This is a genomic window from Streptomyces sp. NPDC104831 (assembly GCF_055583025.1).
Genome location: NZ_JBVJOT010000047.1, coordinates 1 through 22,214 on the forward strand (window position 1 = coordinate 1; position 22,214 = coordinate 22,214).

Below are 22,214 nucleotides of genomic sequence, written 5' to 3' on the forward strand. Positions count from 1 at the left end.
CGGGCAGGGGGGGGGGCGAGGCGGGGGGGGGGGACCTGTTCTCGGCGGGGAGGGGTTTGCCGGTCAGTCCTGTTGGGTTTGGGTGTTTTTTTCGCCGCCCCCCCCCCCCCCCCCCCGCGCCCAGCATCCCCCTCGACCTGATGTCGCAGGTGATGGCCACCGGAGTCACCCCGCTCGGCTACCTCGGCCCCGAGCACGCGCAGGCCCTCGACCTGTGCGGGGCACCCGTCCCGGTCGCCGAGGTGGCCGCCCAGCTCAGGCTGCCGGCGGTGGTCACCAAGGTGCTGCTGTCCGACCTGGTCGACTGCGGCGCGCTCACCACCAAGCCGCCCGCCTACCACCACACCCCCACTGACCGGTCTCTGCTGGAGGCAGTGCTCGATGGACTACGACGACAGCTCTGACCCGTTCCCGACCGCGCTGAAGATCCTCGTCGCGGGCGGGTTCGGGGTCGGCAAGACGACCTTCGTGGGCGCGGTCAGCGAGATCGCTCCGCTCAGCACGGAGGAGCTGCTCACCACGGTCGGCGTCGGCACGGACAGTCTCGACGGCATCGAGAACAAGACGGAGACCACCGTCGCCATGGACTTCGGCCGGATCAGCCTCGATCCGGACCATGTCCTGTACCTGTTCGGCACACCGGGACAGGAGCGGTTCTGGTTCATGTGGGACGAGCTGTCCGAGGGCGCGCTCGGCGCGGTGATCCTCGCCGACACCCGGCGCCTTCAGGACTGCTTCGCCGCCGTCGACTTCTTCGAGGAGCGCGGCCTCGCCTTCGTCCTCGCCGTCAACGAGTTCGACGGTGCCCACCGCTACGACCCCGAGGAGGTACGGGCCGCCATCGACCTCGACCCCGGGATCCCGATCGTGCGCTGCGACGCCCGGATCTCCAGCTCCGGAGTCCAGACCCTGCTCACCCTCGTCCGCCATCTGCTGGCCCTCGCCCCGGCGACCGCGCCCAGCCAGGGCGCCCACATGTGATCCCGACCCACCGTCCACGGAGTCCCTGTATGAGGTACGCCCACAGCACCGGAGCCCGGCGATGAGCTACGAGCCGCCCCGGCCGGTCCGGGGCCTGCTGCTCACCCCCGAGGACAAGGAGGCTCCCGCCCGTGTCCACCGGCTGCGCCGGCTCGGCCTGGCGGACCGGCCCGACCCGGCGCTCGACGCCTTCGCCGGCCACCTCGCCCGGCTCACCGGCGCGTGCTACGCCATGGTCAACTTCGTCGGCGAGGACCGCCAGTTCTTCGCGGGTCTGAGCGCCCCCCTCACCCCGGTCGTCCGCGAGGACGGCAGCAGGGCCGAGATGGGCCGGGTGCTGCCGCGCGACCACGGGTTCTGCCCCCATGTGGTGGTACGGCACAGGGCACTGGTCCTGGACGACGTCCGCGACTATCCGCGGTTCGCGGGCAACCCGGTCGTCGACGGGTTCGGCATCCGCTCCTACCTCGGGGCCCCGCTCATCGACAGCTCCGGCATGGCGCTCGGCACGGTGTGCGCCGCCGACACCTCCCCGCGTGCCTGGGGCAGGCCCGGTCTGGAGACCATCAAGGCGCTCGCCGCCGACCTCGTCGTACGACTCGAACGGAGCACGCCCGACGGGCCGCCCCGGTGAGGGTCCGCCGCCGGGGCCGGGCCCAAGGAAGGCGCCGCTCAAGGGACATGGGAAGCTCCGCGAGGCCTGAAGGAAAGCTGTGGCGCCGGTTAAGAAAAGCTCGATGGACCCCGGCGCGCGCATACGGCAGATTGCAGGGTGATTCCACCCCTCTGACCCGGTGCGGGCTCCTTCGGCGTGCCCGCGGGCCGGGCCTCACCCACAGGAGCCGTAGCGTTGAAGGCGCTGGTCAAGGAGAAGGCGGAGCCGGGGCTCCGGCTGACGGACGTCCCGGAGCCCGTCATCGGCCCCGGTGACGTCCTCATCAAGGTCATGCGGACCGGTATCTGCGGCACCGACCTGCACATCCGGGCCTGGGACGGCTGGGCCCGGCAGACGATCCGCACACCGCTCGTGGTCGGCCACGAGTTCGTCGGCCAGGTCGTGGAGACCGGCCGGGACGTGACCGACGTCCGCGTCGGCGACCGGGTCAGCGGCGAGGGGCACCTGGTGTGCGGCAAGTGCCGCAACTGCCTGGCCGGCCGCCGCCACCTGTGCCGGGCCACCGTCGGCCTCGGCGTCGGCCGCGACGGCGCGTTCGCCGAGTACGTGGCCCTGCCCGCGTCCAACGTCTGGGTGCACCGCGTCCCCGTCGACCTCGACGTCGCGGCGATCTTCGACCCGTTCGGCAACGCCGTGCACACCGCGCTGTCCTTCCCGCTGGTCGGCGAGGACGTCCTGATCACCGGCGCCGGACCGATCGGCCTGATGGCCGCCGCCGTGGCCCGGCACGCGGGCGCCCGCCACGTCGTCGTCACCGACGTCAGCGAGGAGCGCCTGGACCTGGCCCGCAAGATCGGCGTGAGCCTCGCCCTGAACGTCTCCGGGTCCACCATCGCCGACGGCCAGCGCGAACTGGGCCTGCGCGAGGGATTCGACATCGGCCTGGAGATGTCGGGCCGCCCCGAGGCTCTGCGCGACATGATCGCCAACATGACCCACGGCGGCCGGATCGCCATGCTCGGCCTGCCCGCCGAGGAGTTCCCCGTCGACTGGGCCCGGATCGTCACCTCGATGATCACCCTCAAGGGCATCTACGGCCGCGAGATGTTCGAGACCTGGTACGCGATGTCGGTGCTGCTGGAGGGCGGCCTCGACCTCGCCCCCGTGATCACCGGCCGGTACGACTACCGCGACTACGAGGCCGCCTTCGCCGACGCGGCGAGCGGCAAGGGCGGCAAGGTCATCCTCGACTGGACCGTCTGACCCCCTTCACCCGCGAGCACCTTCAGGAGCCCCCCATGTTCGACACCGTGCGCGACGACCTGCGCGCCACCCTCGACGAGATCCGCGCCGCCGGCCTGCACAAGCCCGAGCGGGTCATCGGCACCCCGCAGTCCGCGACCGTGAACGTCACCGCCGGCGGCCGTCCCGGCGAGGTCCTCAACTTCTGCGCCAACAACTACCTCGGTCTCGCCGACCACCCCGAGGTGATCGCCGCCGCCCACCAGGCCCTGGACCGCTGGGGCTACGGCATGGCCTCCGTCCGCTTCATCTGCGGCACCCAGGAGGTGCACAAGGAGCTGGAAGCCAGGCTGTCGGCGTTCCTCGGCCAGGAGGACACCATCCTGTACTCCTCCTGCTTCGACGCCAACGGCGGTGTCTTCGAGACCCTGCTCGGCGAGCAGGACGCGGTGATCTCCGACGCCCTCAACCACGCCTCCATCATCGACGGCATCCGCCTGTCCAAGGCCCGCCGGTACCGCTACGCCAACCGCGACCTCGCGGACCTGGAGACCAGGCTGAAGGAGGCGTCCGACGCCCGCCGCCGGCTGATCGTCACCGACGGCGTCTTCTCCATGGACGGCTACGTGGCCCCCCTGCGCGAGATCTGCGACCTCGCCGACCGCTACGACGCGATGGTCATGGTCGACGACTCGCACGCCGTCGGCTTCGTCGGCCCGACCGGCCGGGGCACCCCCGAACTGCACGGCGTCATGGACCGCGTCGACATCGTCACCGGCACCCTCGGCAAGGCCCTCGGCGGCGCCTCCGGCGGCTACGTCGCCGCCCGCGCCGAGATCGTCGCCCTGCTGCGCCAGCGCTCGCGCCCGTACCTGTTCTCCAACACCCTCGCCCCGGTGATCGCCGCCGCCTCCCTGAAGGTCCTCGACCTGCTGGAGTCCGCCGACGACCTGCGGGTGCGGCTGGGCGAGAACACCGCGCTGTTCCGCCGCCGGATGACCGAGGAGGGCTTCGACGTCCTCCCCGGCGACCACGCCATCGCCCCCGTCATGATCGGCGACGCGGCGAAGGCGGCCCGCATGGCCGAACTGCTGCTGGAGCGCGGGGTGTACGTGATCGGCTTCTCCTACCCCGTCGTCCCGCAGGGCCAGGCCCGCATCCGGGTCCAGCTGTCCGCCGCCCACACCACGGACGACGTCGACCGGGCGGTGGACGCGTTCGTCGCGGCACGCGCCGAGCTGGCGGCCTGACCAGGCCGTACGAGCTGGGATAATCGGGGACATGATCGAGGCACGGCGGCTCCACATCCTCCGCGCGGTGGCCGACCACCGCACGGTGACCGCGGCGGCCGCCGCGCTCTACCTCACCCCCTCCGCCGTCTCCCAGCAGCTGACGGCCCTGGAGCAGGAGACCGGCCACCGCCTCGTGGAGCGCGGCGCCAAGGGCGTACGGCTCACCCCGGCCGGCGAGATCCTGCTCGGCCACACCCACGTGGTCCTCGCCCAGCTGGAGCGGGCCGAGGCCGAGCTGGCCGCCTACGGCTCCGGTGAGGCGGGCACCGTCACCGTGGCGGCCTTCGCGACCGGCATCGCCCAGGTCGTGGCCCCGGCGGTGGCCCGCCTCGCCCACGGCGCGCCCGGCATACGGATCAGGGTGCAGGACGCGGAGGGGGACGCCAGCCTGCCCATGGTCCTGGACCGGCAGGTGGACGTGGCGGTCGCCGTCGAGTACCGGGGCGCCCCGTCCGCCGACGACCCCCGCCTGACCCACGTCCCGCTCTACGCCGAGCCGTTCGACGCGGTCGTCCCCCTCGGACACCGGCTCGCGGACGCGCCCGAGGTGCCCCTCGCCGACCTGGCGAAGGACACCTGGATCGGCCCGTACCCCGGCAATCCCTGCCACGACGTGGTCGTCCTCGCCTGCGAGAGCGCGGGCTTCCAGCCGCGCCTGGAGCACTCCTCCGACGACTTCCGGGCCGTCGTCGCGCTCGCCGCGGCCGACGCGGGCGTGGCCCTCGTACCGCGCTCCGCGCTGTGCGGCATGGACCTCGCCGGCGTGGTCGTACGCCCCGTCGACGGCGTCGCCCCGACCCGCCGCGTCTTCGCCGCCGTCCGCCGGGGAGCCGAGGACCACCCCCTGATCCGCCCGGTACTGGACGCGCTCGGCGAGGCGGGCACGGGTGTGAGGCGCCCGTAACACCGCCGTCTCACATCGGGGATAGCGTCCCGGATATGAGAAGCGAGGATCCCGTCGACCTCCTGATCGGTGCCCGGCTCGCCGAACTGCGCGCCCGGCACGGCTGGTCCCTGGGCGAGCTGGCGGAGCGCAGCGGAGTCAGCCGGTCCACCCTGTCCCGTGCCGAGCGCGCGGAGACCAGCCCCACCGCCGCCGTCCTGAATCGGCTCTGCCACGTCTACGGCCGCACCATGTCCCAGTTGCTCAGCGAGGTCGAGGCGGCCCCGGCGCCCCTGGTCCGGGCCGCCGACCAGCAGGTCTGGGAGGACCGCCGGGCCGGCTTCGTCCGGCGCTCCGTGTCCCCGCCGCACGCCGGGCTGCGCGGCGAACTGGTCGAGGGCCGGCTCGCCGCGGGCGCGGACCTCTCCTACGATCGTCCGCCCGTCCCCGGACTGGAACAGCACCTGTGGCTGCTGGCGGGGGCCCTGGAGGTCACCGTCGGCGAGCGGGCCCACCGGCTCGACGCGGGGGACTGCCTGCGGATGCGGGTGACCGGCGAGACCCGGTTCCGCTGCCCCGGTCCGGACACGGCGCGCTACGTCCTGGCGGTGGTACGGCCATGAGGGTGGAGCGCTGGAGCGGCGACCGGGTGCGCGGACGGGCCGACGGCCTGGCGGAGCTGCTGGCCGACACCGTGGCCTCGGGCGCCTCCGTCGGTTTCCTCGCACCGCTCGGGCACGCCGAGGCGGTCGCCTGGTGGCGGGAGCGGGCGGACGCCGTGGCCGCGGGCCGGCTCGCCGTCTGGGCGGCCCTGGACGCCCGGGACCGGATCACCGGCACCGTCGGCCTGGACTTCCCGGGCAAGCCGAACAGCCGGCACCGGGCCGAGCTGGTGAAGCTGATGGTGCACCGGAGCGCGCGCGGGCAAGGGCTCGGCCGCCGGCTCCTGGCCACCGCCGAACGGGCCGCCGCGGCCGACGGCCGCACCCTGCTCCACCTCGACACCGAGACCGGCAGCCCCGCCGAGCGGCTGTACCGTGCGGCCGGCTGGACCACGGCCGGCACCATCCCCGGCTACGCGGCGAACCCGGCGGGCGAACCGCGGCCGACGACGCTGTACTACAAGCGGCTCGGCGACTGAGCCCGCGGGCCGATTGTCAGTGGCGGGAGCTACCTTGCGTGGCATGCCCGACGCAGAAGACGTACGCCGAATCGCCCTGTCCCTGCCGGACACCACGGAGAAGGTCGCCTGGAGCATGCCCACGTTCCGGGTGGCCGGGAAGATGTTCGCGACCCTGCCCGAGAACGAGACGTCCCTCGCCGTGCGCTGTCCCAAGGTGGAGCGCGACGAACTGGTGCTGGCCGAACCGGAGAAGTTCTGGATCGCCGGCCACGAGGCCCAGTTCGCTTGGGTGAGAGCGAGACTCGCCGCCCTGGAGGACGAGGACGAGCTGCGGGACATCCTGGCCGACTCCTGGCGCCAGGCCGCCCCGACCCGACTCCTCGACGCCCACCCCGAGTTGGGGCTTCCGCCCGGGGACTGAAAATCCCGGTGGGCGGGGGCGGGAGGGTGGCATGATCCCGCGTCGGGGGGCACGGCGGGGAACACGCCCGGCCGGCCAGGCCGGTGGCGCGGTGACGTGACGACCCGGCGGAACCCCGCGGACGGGGGCGGTGAGGGGCCGCCGCGGAAGCCGGAGACGCCGGGGCCGCCGGAGGCGCCGGCGCCGGTGACAGGGTGACAGGGCGACAGGGAGGGGAGCGGTCGGGATGACCGGAGCGGATGCGCGGCGCGTTCTCGCCCCGCGGCGGTCGCGGGGAACGGGGGCCGGCGTCCCGGCCGTGTGGTCGCGGGACTTCGCGCTGTTCTTCACGGCCCGGGCCGTCGCCCGGCTCGGCGACACCATGCTGCCCGTCGCCCTCGCCGCGGGCCTGCTGGAGCACGGGTACGGCGCGGGCGCCGTCGGCCTCGCCATGGCCGCCACCGCCGCCGCGTTCGCCGGCCTGGTCGTCTTCGGCGGGGTCGTCGCCGACCGGTTCAGCACCCGCAGGCTGATGATCGGCGCCGACCTCGTCCGCCTCGGCACCCAGTCCCTCGCCGCCGGCCTGTTCTTCGCCGGGCACGTGGTGCTGTGGCAGATCTGTGCCGTCGGCGTCGTCAACGGCGTGGCCGGCGCGGTCTTCCAGCCGGGCGTGGCCAGCACCGTGCCCCGCCTCGCCACGGACGTGCAGGGCGCGAACGGCGCGATACGGATCGCCGAGTCCGCCGCCCAGCTCGCGGGCCCCGCCGTCGCCGGCGTCCTGGTCGGCCTCGCCTCGGCCGGCGGTGTCTTCGCCGCGCACGCCGCCACCTACGCGCTCAGCGCCCTGTGCCTGCTGCTGCTCCGGCTGCCCCCGCCGGCCGTGGGCGCCCGCGCCGCCACCGGCTCCGCCCCGCACCGCTTCCGCGCCGATCTCGTCGACGGCTGGCGGGAGTTCCGCTCCCGCACCTGGCTGTGGGGTGTGATCGCCGTCTGGTGCCTGTACATGATCGCGGTATGGGGCCCGACCGTCCCCCTGGTCGCGACGGAGGTCGTCCGGCACCACGGCCCCGGCGCCTACGGCCTGGTGAACTCGGCCCTCGGCGCGGGCACGGTGGTGGGCGGCCTGCTCGCCCTGCGGCTGCGTCCGCGCCGCATGCTCCGCGCCGGGGCGCTGTCCCTCTTCGCCTTCTTCGGTTTCCCGGCGACGGCCGGGGCGGGTCTCGGGGTGCCGGCCATGGCGGCGGGAGCCGCGCTCGCCGGCGCCGGCATGTCGTTCTGGGGCGTGATGTGGGCGACCACCGTGCAGACGCAGGTCCCAGCCGACGTCCTCAACCGCCTCCACGCCTACGACGTGGCCGGCTCACTCGCCATGATGCCCGTCGGCCAGGCCCTGGCCGGTCCGGCGGCCGGAGCGCTCGGCGCCGGACACGTCCTGCTGACCGCCGCCGCGGTGAGCCTGGCCGTGGCGGCGCTCCTGCTGGCCATACCGGCGGTACGCGACCTGCCCCGAGCCGAACCGCCCGCCCCCACCCGCCAAGGCCCGAGGGCACCGGCCCCCTGACACCCTCGGCGCACCGGGCCTCCCCTCGGCGCCTGGGCCTCCCCTCGGCGCACCGGGTCTCACCGGCCCGCCGGCACCCGCCCGGCCCCCACGAACCCGCCGATCCGCTCCCGCAGGCTCGCCGCGTCCAGGCCGTGCGCGGCCACGTGCTCCTCGATCGTGCCGTAGCGGCGCAGCTCGCGCCGGCCGACGCCGAGGCCGAGCACCCGGTGCGGCACGTCGGCCAGCGCCTCGGCGACCGCGGCCGTGGAGGTCCCCGCCAGACACGGCTCCACCAGCACGACGTCCGTACCGGCGGACTCGGTGGCCCGGCGCAGCGCGGCCGCGTCGAAGGGCCGTACCGTCGTGGCGTACAGCACGGTCACGTCCAGCCCCTCCGTGGCGGCGAGGACGGTGTCCAGCAGCGGGCCGACGGCGACCACGACGCCCGAGCGGCCCTCGCGGACCGTGCCGAAGCGCTGCCCGTCGACCAGCCGCCCGTGCCGGTTGGACTGCACGGACAGCCGTACGTACACCTTGTCGTCGCCCGCGGCGACCGCGTGCCGCAGCAGCGTCCCGGCCTCGTCCGGATGCCCGGGCACGTGCACGGTCCAGCCGTCCAGCGTGTCCAGGAGGGCCACGTCACCCGGCGCCATGTGGGTGAGGCCGCCGGCCGGCCAGTCGTAGGAGGCGGCGGCGCTCACCAGCACCGCGCCCGTGTTCTGGTGTCCCAGGTCCAGCTTGACCTGCTCGAACGGCCGCTCCACGAGAAAGCTGGCGAAGGTGTGCACGACGGGCCTGAGGCCGGTGAGGGCCAGCCCCGCCGCCGCCCCGACCAGCAACTGTTCGCGGATGCCGACGTTGATCACCCGGTCGGGATGGCGCCGCGCGGCGTCCCGGAAGCCGTCGAGGCCGATCTCGGCGAGGACGACGGCGACCCGCGGGTCCTCGTCCAGCAGCCGGGAGACGACGGGTGCGAAGCGGTCACGCATGGTGTCCATGACGGATGTGCCCTTTCGAGAAGCGGAGCGGGGGAGGGTCAGACGTGCTTCGGCTCGACGCGGGCCACGACGACGTGCGGCCGGCCCGGATGCGGCGCGGTGAACGCCGCGTACAGGGCGTCGTGGTCGCGGCCGTCCACGGTCACCGCGGACCAGCCGGCGGCCTCGAACCGGGCGGCGATGCCCCCGGGCAGCGCGTGGCTGGCGGAGGAGTTGTCGATCACGACGGTGTGCAGCCGGTCCAGCCCGGCGGGTCCGGCGAAGGCGATCGCCTCGTGGTTGCTGCCCTCGTCCAGTTCGGCGTCCCCGATCAGCACCCAGACCGCTGGATCGGTCCGGCCCTGGGCGCGCAGACCCAGCGCGCTGCCCACGCCGATCGGCAGCCCGTGCCCGAGCGAACCGCTGCCGATCTCGGCGCCCGGCACCAGCACCCGGTCCGGATGGTGCCCGAGCGGGGAGTCGTACGCCCCGAATCCCGGCAGCCACTCCACGGGCACGAAGCCCTTCGCGGCCAGCACGGCGTAGTAGGCCATGGGGCCGTGCCCCTTGCTGAGCAGGAAGCGGTCCCGGCCGGGGTCGGCGCGCCGCTCGGGAGTGACGCGGAGCACACGGTCGTAGAGCACCCACAGCACGTCGAGCGTGGAGGTGGCCGCCGGCCCGTGTTTCTCGTCGCCCGTCATCAGTCCCATCAACCGGGGCAGGTCGTCGTAGCCGTAGGTGCGGTGCTGTTCCGCTGCGATCGTCATACGGTTGATCGTGCAACCTCAACCAAACTTGAGGTCAACGCCGAAAGGGGCGCGCGATCACCGAGCCGAGTGCGGTATTGTTTCCCTGCGCGTTCGGCCGGGGAAACCCCAGGTCAGACCGCACCGGGACGTGGCGCAGCTTGGTAGCGCACTTGACTGGGGGTCAAGGGGTCGCAGGTTCAAATCCTGTCGTCCCGACTCGTGAGAGTCGCAGTTCAGGGCCGGGTTCGGAGGCTTCCGAACCCGGCCCTAGGTCATTTCCGGGGCCAGTCGGGGACCACCCCTTGCTTGACCGGTGTCAGCGGGTCATGACGATCGGGCTCGGGAGCGGGCGGGGGCGCGGATCGGGCTTCCGCCGCCCCGGGAGGCATCCACCCGCCAGTTGTCGGCGTCAGGCGAGGCGAGTCATTCCTGCAGGCAGGAGACGTGCAGCAGCCACGGCCCGCGGCCGCCGGCGGTGATCAGCGAACGCGCCAGCCGAACCGGGGCGTAGAAGCGGTAGACCACCCCGCCGCTCTTGGTGGGAGTGGCGGCGCCCGGTGCGGATGGTGTCACCGGTGGTGAGCACCCCGCTTCCTGGCAGGGCGACGGTGTGGCCGGAGGCCGGCTGTTGTCGTAGGTGCCCGTGCCGAGCTTTGGCAACGTGATCGTCGCAGCCGTATATGCTCTCCGGGTCTTCATGCCTTGACCAGCCGACCGGAGTGCACGATGTCCACAGCCCGGAAGCCCACAGGCATTTCGATTCTCACGGTCGTTGCGGCCGGCACGCTGCTCCTGGGCTGCTCGACTTCCGTCGAGGTCAAGAAGTCCACGCCGCCGAAGCTGTCTGCGGAGAAGCTCTCCAGCACCCTGTCCCAGAAGCTCGCCGACGCCACGGGGCAGCCCAAACCACATGTCTCTTGCCCCGAGGACCTCGTCGGCAAGGTGGGTACCACCTCGCGATGCACGCTCACGGCGGACGACGGCAGCACCCTGGGCGTGACGGTCAAGGTCACCTCTGTCAGCGGAGACCGGATCCACTACGACTACAAGGCCGATGACAAGGCGTCTCCGGCGTCCTGACGCGGTGTGCTACAGGGCGGACAGGACGTGCCGCTCGCAGTCGGTCGGTCCGGAGCCGTCCGCCGGTGACCACCGCGGCGCGCACCTGATGGCCCGGTTCGGCTCGTCGGCCCGTGCGCGGCTGCACGTCTCCGCCACGGCTCCTCTCCTTCTTCGGCCGTGCGCCGGTCGGCCGCAGCCCTGAACGCGACGGTCCGCCGCACTCATCGCCGAGGCCGGCCGCCCCGTACCTGACGAGTCATCGCCAGCCGCGTCCCGGCCGCGTCGTGAGTCGTTCCTCGATGCCGACCTCGTCGATACCATGCATGTCGTGGTCTCGTCGGCATAGCTCGGGTCCGGACTACGATTCCGGGAATCTCCCGATGCGCTGCGCGACCGGTTCCATCTGAACGTCGTGCCCAGCCAGAGTGGCGTGACGCACCACCTCTGAGGAAGGTGACGAGAGCGTCCACTCCGGTTCAGGCCGCGGTGGCGAGGGGGCGTGCGCCCCATCGGACGCCCTTCTGACTGCGGATGCGGCCGCGTTCCTTGCGCTGGGCGGCGAGTACGTTGGGGTGACGGGCGTTGATGCTGCGCCGCAGGGAGCGGTGCAGGGCCTCGGCCTGCGCGGGATGGGTGCGGTGGCGGGAGTTGGCCTGCGCTCCTCAGCCATCCCGTAGGGCGACCGCCACCTTGCCGTCGAGGTACTGGGCTGGAAGCCGTACACGTCGGTGTTGCGTTCTTCAGCCGTCCCAGCGCGTCAATACGCGTGGTCATGATGTTGCGATCCTCGGCGATGCCGTCGGCGCTCGGGAGCGGGCGGGGGCGTGTCGGCGCAGGCGCTCGGACCGTGGCGGGGCCGCCCCGTGCGCAGGCCGCGGCGGCCGAGGGGAGCACCCGGTGACCCCGGGGAACCAGCCCCGCGGGCGCGGAGACCACTACGTGTAACGCTCATGGATTTGGCCATCCATATGTGCCCCGGCGGTGCCCCCGCCGTTCGCCGGCCGTCCATGTCCTGCCGTGCCGGGACGGCTGCCACGGGCCGGATCCGCGAGTGTCCCGCGCACCGGGCGACTCGCCCGCCGACCAGGCCCGATGCCCGCGGACGCCGGGCGGCGCGCGCCGTACGCGCCGAGGCGGCCGGCCCGCCGTGCGGACACCCGGACCGGCGCGCCGTCCGGCGGCCGCACACCCCTGTGGTGCTGGCGATTTTGCATCGGCCGTAACAACCGTTATGGCCGACGACGCTGGGGAGTGGGTACGATCGGCGATCGTCAAGGCGTGAACGGCGCTCGTCAAGGCGCGAAAAAGAGCCACATCATGTCGGCAAGACAGCCCTGATGACACGTTGAACTCCCAAGTCGCCGGAGAATGTACCGTGCAATCGGCAGACCATGAGGAAGTCAAGAAAAAGCCCATTCTCGACCAGCTTCTCAGCCTTGCGACGAGATCACCGAAATCCCAGGCGGTGTCGGACGCCACGGAGTCCCTGTCGTACGCGGAACTGTGGGACCGCACCGAGGCGATGGCCCGGATGCTGCGCGCCGCGGGATGCCGGCCCGGTCGCCCGATCGGTCTGTGTATGTCACCGACGGTTTCCAGGCTGGCGGCCATGCTGGGCACCATGGGTATCGGCTCGCCGTATGTGCCGATCGACCCCAACTTCCCGGACAGCCGCATCCGCTCGATCATCGAGGGAGCCGGGGCGGACCGTGTGATCGTCGACGAAGTCACCGCGCGCAGGTTCTCCTCGATGCCGTACGAGACCGTGGACGCGTCCGCGCGTCCGCCGGCCGGGCCGGCGGATCCGGCAGGCCCGGCGCTGACCGAATTGAGCGACTCCGATCTCGCCTACATCCTTTACACCTCGGGATCGACGGGCGACCCCAAGGGAGTCGCCGTGGAACACGGCAGCGTGAGCCATCTCTTCCGTGCTCTCGACCGCGTGCTGCCGCGCTTACCGGAGCGGTCGGCCCCCTGCTGGCTGGCCGCGGCCAACTTCTGCTTCGACATGTCGATCGTCGACCTGTTCTGGCCGCTGACCCGGGGAATCCCCGTCGTGATCGCCGACATCGACTCCCTGGCCGGGAGGTCCCCGGAAGGCGCCGAGTTCCTGACCGGTGTCCTGGCCGGTGGCCGGGTCACCCACTTCCAGTCGACCCCCTCCCTGATCCAGCTGATGCTGCGCGATCCCGTGCTCGCCGCCGCGATCCGCGGACTGCACGTACTGGTCATGGGCGGCGAGATCGTGCATCCCGAACTGGTCGCCCGGCTCAGACCGGTGCCGCACGTCTACAACGGGTACGGGCCCACCGAGACCACCGTCTACACGACACTGCACGAGTGCTCCGACGAGGACACCGAACAGGTGCCCATCGGGCGGCCCCTGGACGGTGTGCGGCTGCGGGTCGTCGACGAGGCCGGGCACGACTGCCCGCCCGGCACCCCCGGCGAACTGCTGATCGGCGGCCCCGGGCTGGCCCGGGGGTACCTCAACGACGAGCGGCTCACGGCCCGGAAGTTCCCGGTGCTGGGGGAGGGGGCGGACCGTCGGCGCTGGTACCGGACCGGTGACCTGGTCACCATCGACGCGGACTCCACCGTGCGGTACCGGGGGCGCATCGACGGCCAGGTCAAGGTGCGCGGCTTCCGCGTCGAGCTGGGCGAGGTCGAAGCGGCCATCCGCGCGGTCCCCGGCGTCGACGAAGCGGCCGTGTTCCCGGTCCGCGACCCGAGCGCCCGGGTGACCGGACTGACCGCGGCCGTGAAGTCCACGGCCGCCGGGATCCGCGAGGCGGTCGTCATCGACGAGATCGCCCGGGCCCTGCCGTCGTACGCGATCCCGCACACGGTCACCATCCTGCCGGAACTGCCGATCGGCGTCACCGGGAAGCTGGACCGGAAGGCGCTGGAACGCCGGCTCGCCGACCGCGCGCCGGCCACCCCCCTCGTGCCCCCGCGAGCGGTGAACGGGGAACCGGACCACTCCCCTGGCGCGAGTCACGAGCGGATCGTGGCCGAGGCATGGAGTTCGGTCCTCGGCGAGGACGTGGCGGCCGACACCGACAGGAACTTCTTCGACATCGGAGGCAACAGCGCCCTGCTGGGCCAGGTCCTCACCCGTCTTCGTGAGCAATTCCCCGAAGCGAACCTGCAATTGGTCGAGATGTACCGGTATCCCACGGTTCCGGCGATGGCGGCACGGCTCAGAACGGGGTCGCCCGCAGCGCGCGCGGGGCACGCGGCGCCCGCTCCGCCCCAGCCGCCGGCCGGCGGCTCCCTCCGGACGGACGAGAGCCGGCGCACCCGGCTCGGCGCGGCGGAGCGCAGGCGGCTGGCCCGCCGAACGAAATAGCCGGGGCAACGTCACAGAAGGTAAGGATTCGCGACGTGAGTCAGCACGACGTGAGTGAAAGCGGTCGGCTGGAAGACATAACGCGGGACCCGTCCGACGAGTACGTTCACGGTGCCGCGCAGAGCGTGGCCATCATCGGCATGGCCTGTCGGTTTCCGGACGCGGACTCCCCGGCGCGGTTCTGGTCGAACCTGGTCGACGCGGTGGAGTCGGTCAGAGTCGAGGACGACGACCCCTCGGCCGGACGGCTGCGGGCCGGATCCACCCTCGACGGCATCGACCGGTTCGACGCCGAGTTCTTCGGCTACAGCCCGCGGGAAGCCGCTCTTCTGGACCCGCAGCACCGGCTGTTCCTGGAGGTGTGCTGGGAGGCGCTGGAGGACGGCGGCGCCGCCGGCCGGCGGCGCATCCCGGACATCGGGGTGTACGGCGGCAGCGGGACAAGCCTTTACCTGATGCACAATCTGAGCGGTCAGGCCAGCAGATCCCTGCCGAACTACCTCGATTCCGCCGACGACCTGCACCTGCTGATGGCCGCGGACCGGGACTACCTGACCAGCAGGGTGTCGTACAAGCTCGACCTCAACGGCCCCAGTGTCAACGTCCAGGCGGCCTGCGCCACCTCTCTGTACGCCCTGCACCTGGCGTGCCAGGCGCTCATGGCGGGGGAGTGCGACATGGCGCTGGCCGGCGGAGCGCATGTGCCCGTCCCGCAGATCGACGGCTACCGACCGGAACCCGGGCTGGTCCTGTCGCAGGACGGCCACTGCCGGGCCTTCGACGCGGGGGCCACGGGAACCGTCTTCGGCAGCGGCGTCGGCGTCGTGCTGCTCAAGCCGCTGGAACGGGCGCTCGCCGACAACGACCGTGTGTACGCGGTCATCCGCGGCACGGCGGTCAACAACGACGGTTCCGGCAAGCCCGGTTTCAGCACGCCGAGTGTGGCCGGCCAGGCGGCCGTGATCCGGCAGGCGCTCGCCGCCGCCGACGTCGATCCCGCCTCGATCTCGTACGTCGAGGCCCACGGCACCGCGACACCGACCGGCGACCCCATCGAGGTCGCGGCCCTCACCGAGGCCTTTGACGGGGTGCCGCCCGGCTCCTGCGCCCTGGGCTCGGTCAAGACGAACATCGGGCACCTGAGCTGGGCCGGCGGCATCGCCGGGCTCATCAAGGTCGCCCTCTCCCTGTGGCACCGCAAGCTGCCCGCCTCCTTGCACTTCCAGGAGCCCAACCCGGCGATCGACTTCGCCGGATCACCGTTCTACGTACAGGCGAAGACCACGGACTGGGAGGTCCACGACGGACCGCGCCGCGCCGGAGTCAGCGCCTTCGGGCTCGGCGGCACCAACGCGCACGCGATCCTGGAGGAGGCGCCGGCCGCGCTCGCCGGCCGGGACACCGCCGACCGCGACACGGCGCCCGGCGTCCATGTGCTCCCGCTGTCCGGACGCACCGAGTCCGCGCTCCGCGACCTGGCGGCACGCGTCGGCAGGACGCTGCTGGACGACGCGGCCCCGCGGGTCGCCGACGCGGCGTTCACCCTCGGGGAGGGGCGCCGGCACTTCGCCCACCGGGCGGCCGTCGTCGGTTCGGACCGCAAGACGCTCGCCGCGCTCCTGGAGGCCGTGGCGGACGGCGAGACGGACGCCTCCGACAGGTTCGAGGGCGAGATCGGCCTCGTCTCCGGGCGGGCGCCCGGGACGCCGCCCCGGCTGACCATGCTGTTCTCGGGGCAGGGGGCCGAGTACCTGGAGGCGTGCCGCGACCTGTATCTGACCGAACCCGTCTTCCGGGAGTTCCTCGACGGCGTCGACCCGGACTTCCACAAGCACACCGGCCACCGCGTCTCGGAGTTCCTCTACCAGGACAGCGCCCGCCGCGGCATGCCCATCACCGACATCCGCATGGCCCAGCCGGTCGTCTACGTCCTCCAGGTGGCGCTCGCACGCCTGTGGCGCGCGTGGGGAGTCACACCGGACACGCACATCGGCCACAGCCTGGGGGAGTACGCCGCCGCCCACAGTGCCGGAGTGTTCGACTTCGAAACCGGGCTGTACCTCGTGTGCGAACGCGCGAAGCTGCTCGGCACCCTGCCCGAGTCCGGTGCCATGGCGGCCGTCTTCACCGGCGAGCGTGACGTGCTCGACCTGCTCCGGGGCCAGGACCGGGTCGGGATCGCGGCGGTCAACGCCCCCCACCGCACCGTGATCTCCGGTGACCGGGACGCCCTGGACCGCGTCCTCGCCGCCGCCGGCCGACGCGGCATCACCTGCAAGAGACTGCGGATCAGCCGGGCCGGGCACTCGGCACACATCGACGCCGTCCTGGACGACTACACGGCCGTCCTGGAGTCGGTCGAGATGCGCCCGCCGACGCGGCCGATCATCTCCACGCTGACCGGAGCACCGATCGGCGAGGAGATCGCCACGCCCGGGTACTGGCGGCGGCAGCTCAGGGAGCCGGTGCGGTTCCTCGAAGCGGTCCGCGCCGCCGCCTCCGGCGGCTCCGGCGTGTTCCTGGAGATCGGCCTGTCCAACACGGTCGCCAACCTGGCCCAGCTGACACTGGGCGACGGCGGCGAGAACGAGCCGGTGTGCCTGGAGACACTGCGCTGGGAGCGCGACGACATCGCCTCCACCCGGCTGGCACTGGCCGGGGCGTACACGGCCGGCGTGGCGGTTGACTGGGCGGCCGTGACTCCGGGCGGCCGCACGGTCGGCCTGCCCACCTACCCGTTCCAGCGCGGTCGCCACTGGGTCGCCCCGGCCCGGCCGGCCGGCGAGACATCGGCCGAACGCGTCGACAGCGACTCCATGGGAGCCGTCGACACGGCTGCACCGGACGAGCAGCCGGGGGAGAGCGGCGTAGGCCCCTACGTGGTCACCTGGGCCGACGCCCCACCGGCCGAGCCGGAGCCCACCGCCCGGCTCCTGGCGGACGAGCGGTGCATGCTCCTCGTGCCGTCGGCCACCCCCGTCGCGGAACTGACCCGGGAGCTGGAGCGGCTCGGCGCCCGGGTGCTGGTCCACGTCCTGCCGGACCGGCCGGAGGCGGTGGCCGACGCCGCGCGGGCGATGGCCGGCTTCAGGCCCACCACGGTCGTCAACGCCGTACCGGCCCTGCGCAAGCGGTACGCCGACCTCGGTGGCCTGCCGCTCGCCACGGAGTCGGTGTCCGACGACGTGGCCGCCGCCGGCGGCCTGGCCACGTTGCGGACCTTCCAGGCGGTGTCCGCGGCGAACCTGCCCGAGGTCACCGTCTGCACGGTCACCTCGGGCGCGCACCGGGTCCTCACCTCGGACGACGTGATCCCGGCGCAGGGAGCCGTCGTCGGTGTCGCGCGGACCGCGCGGACGGAGTTCTCGACCATGCGCCACGTCCTCGTCGACCTCGGCGCCGCCGACACCAAACACCGGTGGGCCACGACGGCGGCACGGCTGGCGGCGGCCATCGGCGCGGCGGACGGCGGCGACAGCGAGCTGGCGCTGCGCGGCGACCGCGTCCTGCTCCCCCGGCTCCGCCCCGCGCGCGTTCCGGCCGGAGGCGGGCGCGTCCGCGTCTCATCCGACGGCTGGTACATCGTCACCGGGGGCCTGTCCGGGGTCGGCCTGGAGTGCGCGCACGCGCTGCTGGAACTGGGCGCGAGGAAGCTGGTCCTGTGCGGTCGCAGCGTCCCCGGACCCGACCGCGCCGCACAGGTGCGGCAACTGCGCGAGAGGTTCGGCGCGGACATCCGGACGGAGACGGTCGACGTCAGCTCGCGGCGGCAGGTCGCCCGGCTCTTCACCGACTACGGCAGCGGGGACCGGGTCGTGCGCGGCGTCGTCCACGCCGCGGGCATCATCGACGACGCCATCATCGACCGGACGGACTGGAGCCGGATGGCCCGCGTGCTGGCACCGAAGGCGCAGGGCGCGTGGAACCTCCACCAGTGCGCCACCGAGCAGGCGCCCCACCTCGACCTGTTCGTGCTGACCTCGTCCTACGGCGGCCTGTTCGGCAACCCCGGGCAGGCCGGCCACGCCGCGGCCAGCACGTTCCTCGACGCGCTCGCGGCCCACCGCCGGGCCGTCGGGCTGGCCGGCCTCTCCCTGGACCTCGGGTCCTGGTCGGACGTCGGGTACCTCGCCGGCAACGAGGCATTCCTGCGCGGGCTGGAGGAACAGGGCATCGGCACCATCTCCAGTGCGGAGGGCCGCCCCGCGGTCCGCACCGCGATCGAGGGCTGGCCGGCGGGACAGGTCGCCATCCTGCCCACGCACTGGGACGACCTCGACCCGGACCACCACCTGGCCTCGAACCCCGTCCTCGGCCCGGTGGCCGGCGGCGCGGCCGCCCCGCCGCCCGCCGGCACGGACCGTCCGGCACCGGCGTCCCCGGCCGACATCACGGCCTGCTGCCGGGACGTGGTCTCCCGGGTACTGGGCTACGCCGACGAGGAACTGGACCGGCTCGACCTGACCGAGGCCGGCATGGACTCGCTCAACGCGCTCACCATCAGGAACAGGCTCCAGCGCCTCCTCGGCGTGCCGCTGCCGGCCTCGATCTGCTTCGACAGGCCGACCCTGAGCGAGCTGGCCGCCGACATCGAGAAGCGGATGACGGAGATTCGGGACTGACATGACGATCACGGTGGGACCACGCGACGGCCATGACGCCGTGTACGCGGAACACGTCACCGGTACGGTGGCGGAGGAATTCCTGCCCCTGGCGCAGGAGTTCGACCGGATCCACCGGGAAGGGGCCGACTCCAACGCCGAACTGTGCGTCTACGTGGACGGCGAGGAGCGGGTCGCCCTGCGTTCCCTGGGGCAGGAGCCGGACCGGTTGCAGAACCTGCGCTCGGTCGGCAAGGCCCTGCTGTCGGTCGTCGCCCACGCGCTGCACGAGCGGGGCGTCATCGACATGGATCGTCCCATGGCCGAGGTCTGGCCGGAATTCGCCGCGGCCGGGAAGGAATCCATCACCCTGGCCACCTTCCTCAGCCACCAGGCCGGGCTGGTCGGCGTCGACCGGCGGCTCTCCGTCGACGACGTGCTCGACTGGTACCCGGCCGTCGAGGCACTCGCCGCCCAGCACCCTTACTGGGAACCGGGAACCGATCACGGCTACCACGATCTGACCTTCGGCTGGGGCGTCGGCGAATACCTGCGGCGGGCGACGGGTAAGTCGGTGGACGAACTCTTCCGGGACGAGTTCCGCAAGCCGCTCGGCGCCGAGGTGCGCATCGGCATCGACGCCGAGGACTTCGCCCGTTTCGTGCCCTTCCAGGAGTCCCGCCCGGCGGGCAGCGGAACGGCTACCGAGATCCTGCACCTGCTGGGAGACAAGTCCTCCCTGCTGAGCAGGTCCCAGATGAATCCGAACCTGCTGAACGCCGAGAGAACCCTGCGGTATCTCGGCGCGGAGGTTCCCGGCTGCAACGCCGTCTCCACCGCCCGGCCGCTGGCCAGGATCTTCGCCGCGACACTCGGTTCCGTCGACGGCGTACGCCTGTGGAAGCCACAGACCCTGGAGCGGGCCCGCCGGCTGCGCAAGCGGGGCACCGACCGGGTGTTCGCCCGGGAACGCGCCTACGCGGAAGGGTTCATGCTGCCCGACCACAACCTTCCTCAAGCCGGCCTGGACGTCGCCTCGTTCGGCCACTACGGGCAGGACTGCGCACTGGTCTTCGCCGTCCCGGAAGACGGTCTGGCCTTCGCCTACACGTCCGCGCAGCTCAACCACCGGCTCGACCAGTACACACCGACGGACGACCGTTCGGCCCGGCTCGCCCGGACAGCCGTCGAGTCGCTGCGCCGGGCCCGCTGAGGCACGCGAGAGCAATTCACCCAGCGACGAATGGGGTTCTTGTCATGACGGACACCCTCATAGAAGAAAATCCGCGTCTCCTCGACATTCTCGACCGGCTGAGCGCCAAGTCGATCGAGGACTACTACAACCCGTACCAGATGTTCCAGTGGCCGGACACACTGCCCGAGAACATGTGGTGGATGAGCCCCGAACTGACCACGACGTTCGGCACGGAGGTCGCCGGAGAGCTGACGCAGGAGCAGCTCTACGCGCTGTCGAAGTTCGAGAGCGTCAACTTCTACAGCCTGAACGTCCACGGCATCCGCGAACTGCTGATCGAGGTCACCAAGCGCATCCACACCCCCGACTTCGCCAGATCCTCCGAGTTCTTCCACCACTTCATCGGTGAGGAGAACGAACACATGTGGTTCTTCGCGGAATTCTGCGAGCGGTACGGCCGGAAGATCTACAAGCAGATACGCGGCGGGGCGGAGACCATCCCGGCGGACAACGCGGCGAGCCTGCTCGTCTTCGCGCGCATCCTCATCTTCGAGGAACTGGTCGATCACTTCAACATGCGGATGGGGGCGGACGAGCGGCTGCACGACACCATCCGGCAGCTCAACCGCATCCACCACCAGGACGAGTCCCGGCACATCGCGTTCGGCCGGGAACTGGTCAAGGCGCTGTTCGAGAGCTTCCGCACCCGGGCGACCCCGGAGGAACTGGAGCAGGTGAGCGGCTACATCAAGCGCTACATGACCTACAGCTTCGAGTCGCTGTACAACCCCCAGGTCTACCGGGACGCCGGCATCCCGAACCCCCTCGCGGTCCGGCGGCGGCTGCTCGAAGGGCCCAGGCGCCGCGAGTTCGAGGCCCAGGTGTTCCGCAAGACGCTTCCGTACCTGACCAGGCTGGGCCTGGTCGCGGACGACGCACAGTCCGCCGAGCCGTCGGGGAGGGCAGCGCGGTGACCCTTCAGGGAAGCAGCCGGATCGCCGGGGGCCTCGCCATCCTCGGCCCCTCGGAGACGGCGTTGCTCCGGCTCCTGGACGACACGTTCCGCAGCTGGGGGACCGACGCCGGCGCCGGTGAGATCTCCGCACCGCCCCTCTATCCGGTGGACGAGCTGGCGAACCTGGACCTGTACGTCAACTTCCCCCATCTCGCCCTCGTCGCCGGCGGGCTCCGGACGCCCGCCTCCGGGCCGGCCAAGGGACGGTTCACGCCGGAGCAGGTGGCCGAACAGCACCTCGGCCTGTCCACCGCGACCTGCTTCGCCGCGTATCTGCTGTACCAGGACACGCGGGTGGCCCCGGACACCCTGGTGACACTCGTCAACCGGTGCTTCCGCAACGAGAGCCGGTTCGAGGGGCTGCGCCGGCTGCTCAGCTTCCAGATGCGGGAGATCGTCGCGATCGGGTCGTTCGAGCACACCCAGGCCGTGATCGCCCGGTTCCGGGAGCGGATCGAGGAGTTCCTCGGCCGGCTGTCGCTCGACGTCGAGGTGCAGGCCGCCACCGATCCGTTCTTCCAGGGCGGGGCGCGCGCGCTGCTCCAGCGCCTGGAACCGGTGAAGTACGAGTTCCAGGTCGACGGCGTCGCCATCGCCTCGGTCAACACGCACCGGAACTTCTTCGGCGAGCGGTGCCGGATCACCGTGGGCGAGGACGACACGGTCGCGTTCACCGGCTGTGTCGCCTTCGGACTGGAGCGGTGGGTGGGGGTCCTGACCGACCGCTACGGCACCGCCGAACGGGCCTGCGAACGAGTCGAACAGGCGCTCCATGCGGCCGGCTCCGCCTAGCGCGCCGCGCGTGGGGGTGGACATCGTGCCGCTCTCCCGCGCCGAGGAACTCGTCACCCCGGAACACCGGGCGGTGCTGAGCCGCATGCTCCTGCCGGAGGAGATCGCGGCCTGCACCCGGCAGGGCCGCCTGGATCCCAGCTCCGTGGCCGGTCTCCTGGCGGTCAAGGAAGCGGTGTTCAAGCTCTTCCACGTACGGGACAGGCCGGTGCCGTGGCGCTCCATCCGGGTGGAGAGCGGCGCGGGCACCTGGCCGGTCGTACACCTCCACGGGGTGGCCGCGGAACTCGCCGAGGCCGCCCGGATGCATCCCGAGATATCGGTCAGCCTCGCCCACGACGGCGCGTACGCCGTGGCGGTCGCGGCGGCCGTCCAGACATGAGGCCACACA

The 22,214-nt window shown here is 72.3% G+C and carries 20 protein-coding genes, 1 tRNA gene and 2 pseudogenes; 19 read left to right on the forward strand and 4 right to left on the reverse strand.

Features of this window, described 5'->3' with window-relative positions:
- Positions 1-35: 35 nt before the first annotated feature.
- The 10 genes from ACZ63H_RS28075 to ACZ63H_RS28120 all read left to right on the forward strand — a co-directional run bounded on the left by ACZ63H_RS28075 (position 36) and on the right by ACZ63H_RS28120 (position 8,098).
- The gene (locus ACZ63H_RS28075; RefSeq protein ID WP_469869803.1) at positions 36-404 is read left to right on the forward strand and encodes a DUF742 domain-containing protein; all 369 of its coding nucleotides are present in this window, start codon (positions 36-38) and stop codon (positions 402-404) included.
- Positions 382-981 (forward strand): GTP-binding protein, encoded by a 600-nt coding sequence (locus ACZ63H_RS28080; RefSeq protein WP_469869685.1) that lies wholly within the window; start codon positions 382-384, stop codon positions 979-981. Before ACZ63H_RS28075 ends, ACZ63H_RS28080 begins: the two co-directional genes overlap by 23 nt.
- Positions 982-1,042: 61 nt before the next feature.
- Positions 1,043-1,615 carry a GAF domain-containing protein gene (locus tag ACZ63H_RS28085; RefSeq protein WP_469869687.1) on the forward strand — a complete coding sequence of 191 codons (573 nt, stop codon included), beginning with the start codon at positions 1,043-1,045 and terminating at the stop codon, positions 1,613-1,615.
- A 216-nt stretch (positions 1,616-1,831) separates the two neighbouring features.
- Positions 1,832-2,860: an L-threonine 3-dehydrogenase gene (tdh, locus tag ACZ63H_RS28090; protein WP_469869689.1), complete on the forward strand. Its 1,029-nt coding sequence runs from the start codon at positions 1,832-1,834 to the stop codon at positions 2,858-2,860.
- A 35-nt stretch (positions 2,861-2,895) separates the two neighbouring features.
- Positions 2,896-4,089, forward strand: coding sequence for a glycine C-acetyltransferase (locus ACZ63H_RS28095; protein WP_469869691.1), 1,194 nt, complete (start codon positions 2,896-2,898; stop codon positions 4,087-4,089).
- 31 nt (positions 4,090-4,120) lie between these two features.
- A complete protein-coding gene (locus ACZ63H_RS28100) occupies positions 4,121-5,035 on the forward strand; it encodes a LysR family transcriptional regulator (protein WP_469869693.1) in 915 nt (304 codons plus the stop codon).
- A gap of 35 nt (positions 5,036-5,070) precedes the next feature.
- Entirely contained in the window at positions 5,071-5,637 is a 567-nt protein-coding gene (locus tag ACZ63H_RS28105; protein ID WP_469869695.1) for a helix-turn-helix domain-containing protein, read from the forward strand.
- Positions 5,634-6,155: a GNAT family N-acetyltransferase gene (locus tag ACZ63H_RS28110; RefSeq protein ID WP_469869697.1), complete on the forward strand. Its 522-nt coding sequence runs from the start codon at positions 5,634-5,636 to the stop codon at positions 6,153-6,155. The genes ACZ63H_RS28105 and ACZ63H_RS28110 overlap by 4 nt, the downstream gene beginning before the upstream one ends.
- Positions 6,156-6,198: 43 nt before the next feature.
- Positions 6,199-6,558: an MmcQ/YjbR family DNA-binding protein gene (locus ACZ63H_RS28115; protein WP_469869699.1), complete on the forward strand. Its 360-nt coding sequence runs from the start codon at positions 6,199-6,201 to the stop codon at positions 6,556-6,558.
- A 226-nt stretch (positions 6,559-6,784) separates the two neighbouring features.
- Positions 6,785-8,098 carry an MFS transporter gene (locus tag ACZ63H_RS28120; protein ID WP_469869701.1) on the forward strand — a complete coding sequence of 438 codons (1,314 nt, stop codon included), beginning with the start codon at positions 6,785-6,787 and terminating at the stop codon, positions 8,096-8,098.
- Positions 8,099-8,157: 59 nt separating this feature from the next.
- Here ACZ63H_RS28120 and ACZ63H_RS28125 read toward each other — a convergent pair whose 3' ends face one another.
- Together ACZ63H_RS28125 and ACZ63H_RS28130 are read right to left on the reverse strand one after the other, a co-directional pair.
- Entirely contained in the window at positions 8,158-9,078 is a 921-nt protein-coding gene (locus ACZ63H_RS28125; protein WP_469869703.1) for a transketolase family protein, read from the reverse strand.
- Between the two features lie 38 nt (positions 9,079-9,116).
- Entirely contained in the window at positions 9,117-9,824 is a 708-nt protein-coding gene (locus tag ACZ63H_RS28130; protein ID WP_469869705.1) for a transketolase, read from the reverse strand.
- Positions 9,825-9,948: 124 nt separating this feature from the next.
- Between ACZ63H_RS28130 and ACZ63H_RS28135 the strand changes: the two genes are divergently transcribed.
- Positions 9,949-10,022: transfer RNA gene (locus ACZ63H_RS28135), tRNA-Pro, on the forward strand.
- Positions 10,023-10,229: 207 nt separating this feature from the next.
- Here ACZ63H_RS28135 and ACZ63H_RS28140 read toward each other — a convergent pair.
- Positions 10,230-10,379, reverse strand: coding sequence for a hypothetical protein (locus ACZ63H_RS28140; RefSeq protein WP_469869707.1), 150 nt, complete (start codon positions 10,377-10,379; stop codon positions 10,230-10,232).
- A gap of 153 nt (positions 10,380-10,532) precedes the next feature.
- Between ACZ63H_RS28140 and ACZ63H_RS28145 the strand changes: the two genes are divergently transcribed.
- Together ACZ63H_RS28145 and ACZ63H_RS28150 are read left to right on the forward strand one after the other, a co-directional pair.
- The gene (locus ACZ63H_RS28145) at positions 10,533-10,886 is read left to right on the forward strand and encodes a DUF4333 domain-containing protein (RefSeq protein ID WP_469869709.1); all 354 of its coding nucleotides are present in this window, start codon (positions 10,533-10,535) and stop codon (positions 10,884-10,886) included.
- A 274-nt stretch (positions 10,887-11,160) separates the two neighbouring features.
- Positions 11,161-11,316, forward strand: a pseudogene (locus ACZ63H_RS28150) (dihydrofolate reductase family protein); the annotation flags it as partial.
- Positions 11,317-11,344: 28 nt separating this feature from the next.
- Here the strand turns inward: ACZ63H_RS28150 and ACZ63H_RS28155 are convergent.
- Positions 11,345-11,491, reverse strand: a pseudogene (locus ACZ63H_RS28155) (IS630 family transposase); the annotation flags it as partial.
- Positions 11,492-12,243: 752 nt separating this feature from the next.
- On the opposite strand from ACZ63H_RS28155, the gene ACZ63H_RS28160 reads away from it, so the two are divergent.
- The 6 genes from ACZ63H_RS28160 to ACZ63H_RS28185 all read left to right on the forward strand — a co-directional run bounded on the left by ACZ63H_RS28160 (position 12,244) and on the right by ACZ63H_RS28185 (position 22,205).
- Positions 12,244-14,220 carry a non-ribosomal peptide synthetase gene (locus ACZ63H_RS28160; protein WP_469869711.1) on the forward strand — a complete coding sequence of 659 codons (1,977 nt, stop codon included), beginning with the start codon at positions 12,244-12,246 and terminating at the stop codon, positions 14,218-14,220.
- 125 nt (positions 14,221-14,345) lie between these two features.
- Positions 14,346-18,842 carry a type I polyketide synthase gene (locus ACZ63H_RS28165; RefSeq protein WP_469869805.1) on the forward strand — a complete coding sequence of 1,499 codons (4,497 nt, stop codon included), beginning with the start codon at positions 14,346-14,348 and terminating at the stop codon, positions 18,840-18,842.
- A 1-nt stretch (position 18,843) separates the two neighbouring features.
- On the forward strand, positions 18,844-20,034 hold the full coding sequence (locus ACZ63H_RS28170) for a serine hydrolase domain-containing protein (RefSeq protein ID WP_469869713.1): 1,191 nt from the start codon (positions 18,844-18,846) through the stop codon (positions 20,032-20,034).
- Between the two features lie 44 nt (positions 20,035-20,078).
- A complete protein-coding gene (locus ACZ63H_RS28175) occupies positions 20,079-20,990 on the forward strand; it encodes a diiron oxygenase (RefSeq protein WP_469869715.1) in 912 nt (303 codons plus the stop codon).
- Positions 20,987-21,823, forward strand: a complete 837-nt coding sequence (locus ACZ63H_RS28180) for a class-II aminoacyl-tRNA synthetase family protein (protein ID WP_469869717.1) — start codon at positions 20,987-20,989, stop codon at positions 21,821-21,823. Before ACZ63H_RS28175 ends, ACZ63H_RS28180 begins: the two co-directional genes overlap by 4 nt.
- Before the next feature lie 10 nt (positions 21,824-21,833).
- The gene (locus tag ACZ63H_RS28185) at positions 21,834-22,205 is read left to right on the forward strand and encodes a holo-ACP synthase (protein ID WP_469869719.1); all 372 of its coding nucleotides are present in this window, start codon (positions 21,834-21,836) and stop codon (positions 22,203-22,205) included.
- Positions 22,206-22,214 lie beyond the last annotated feature (9 nt).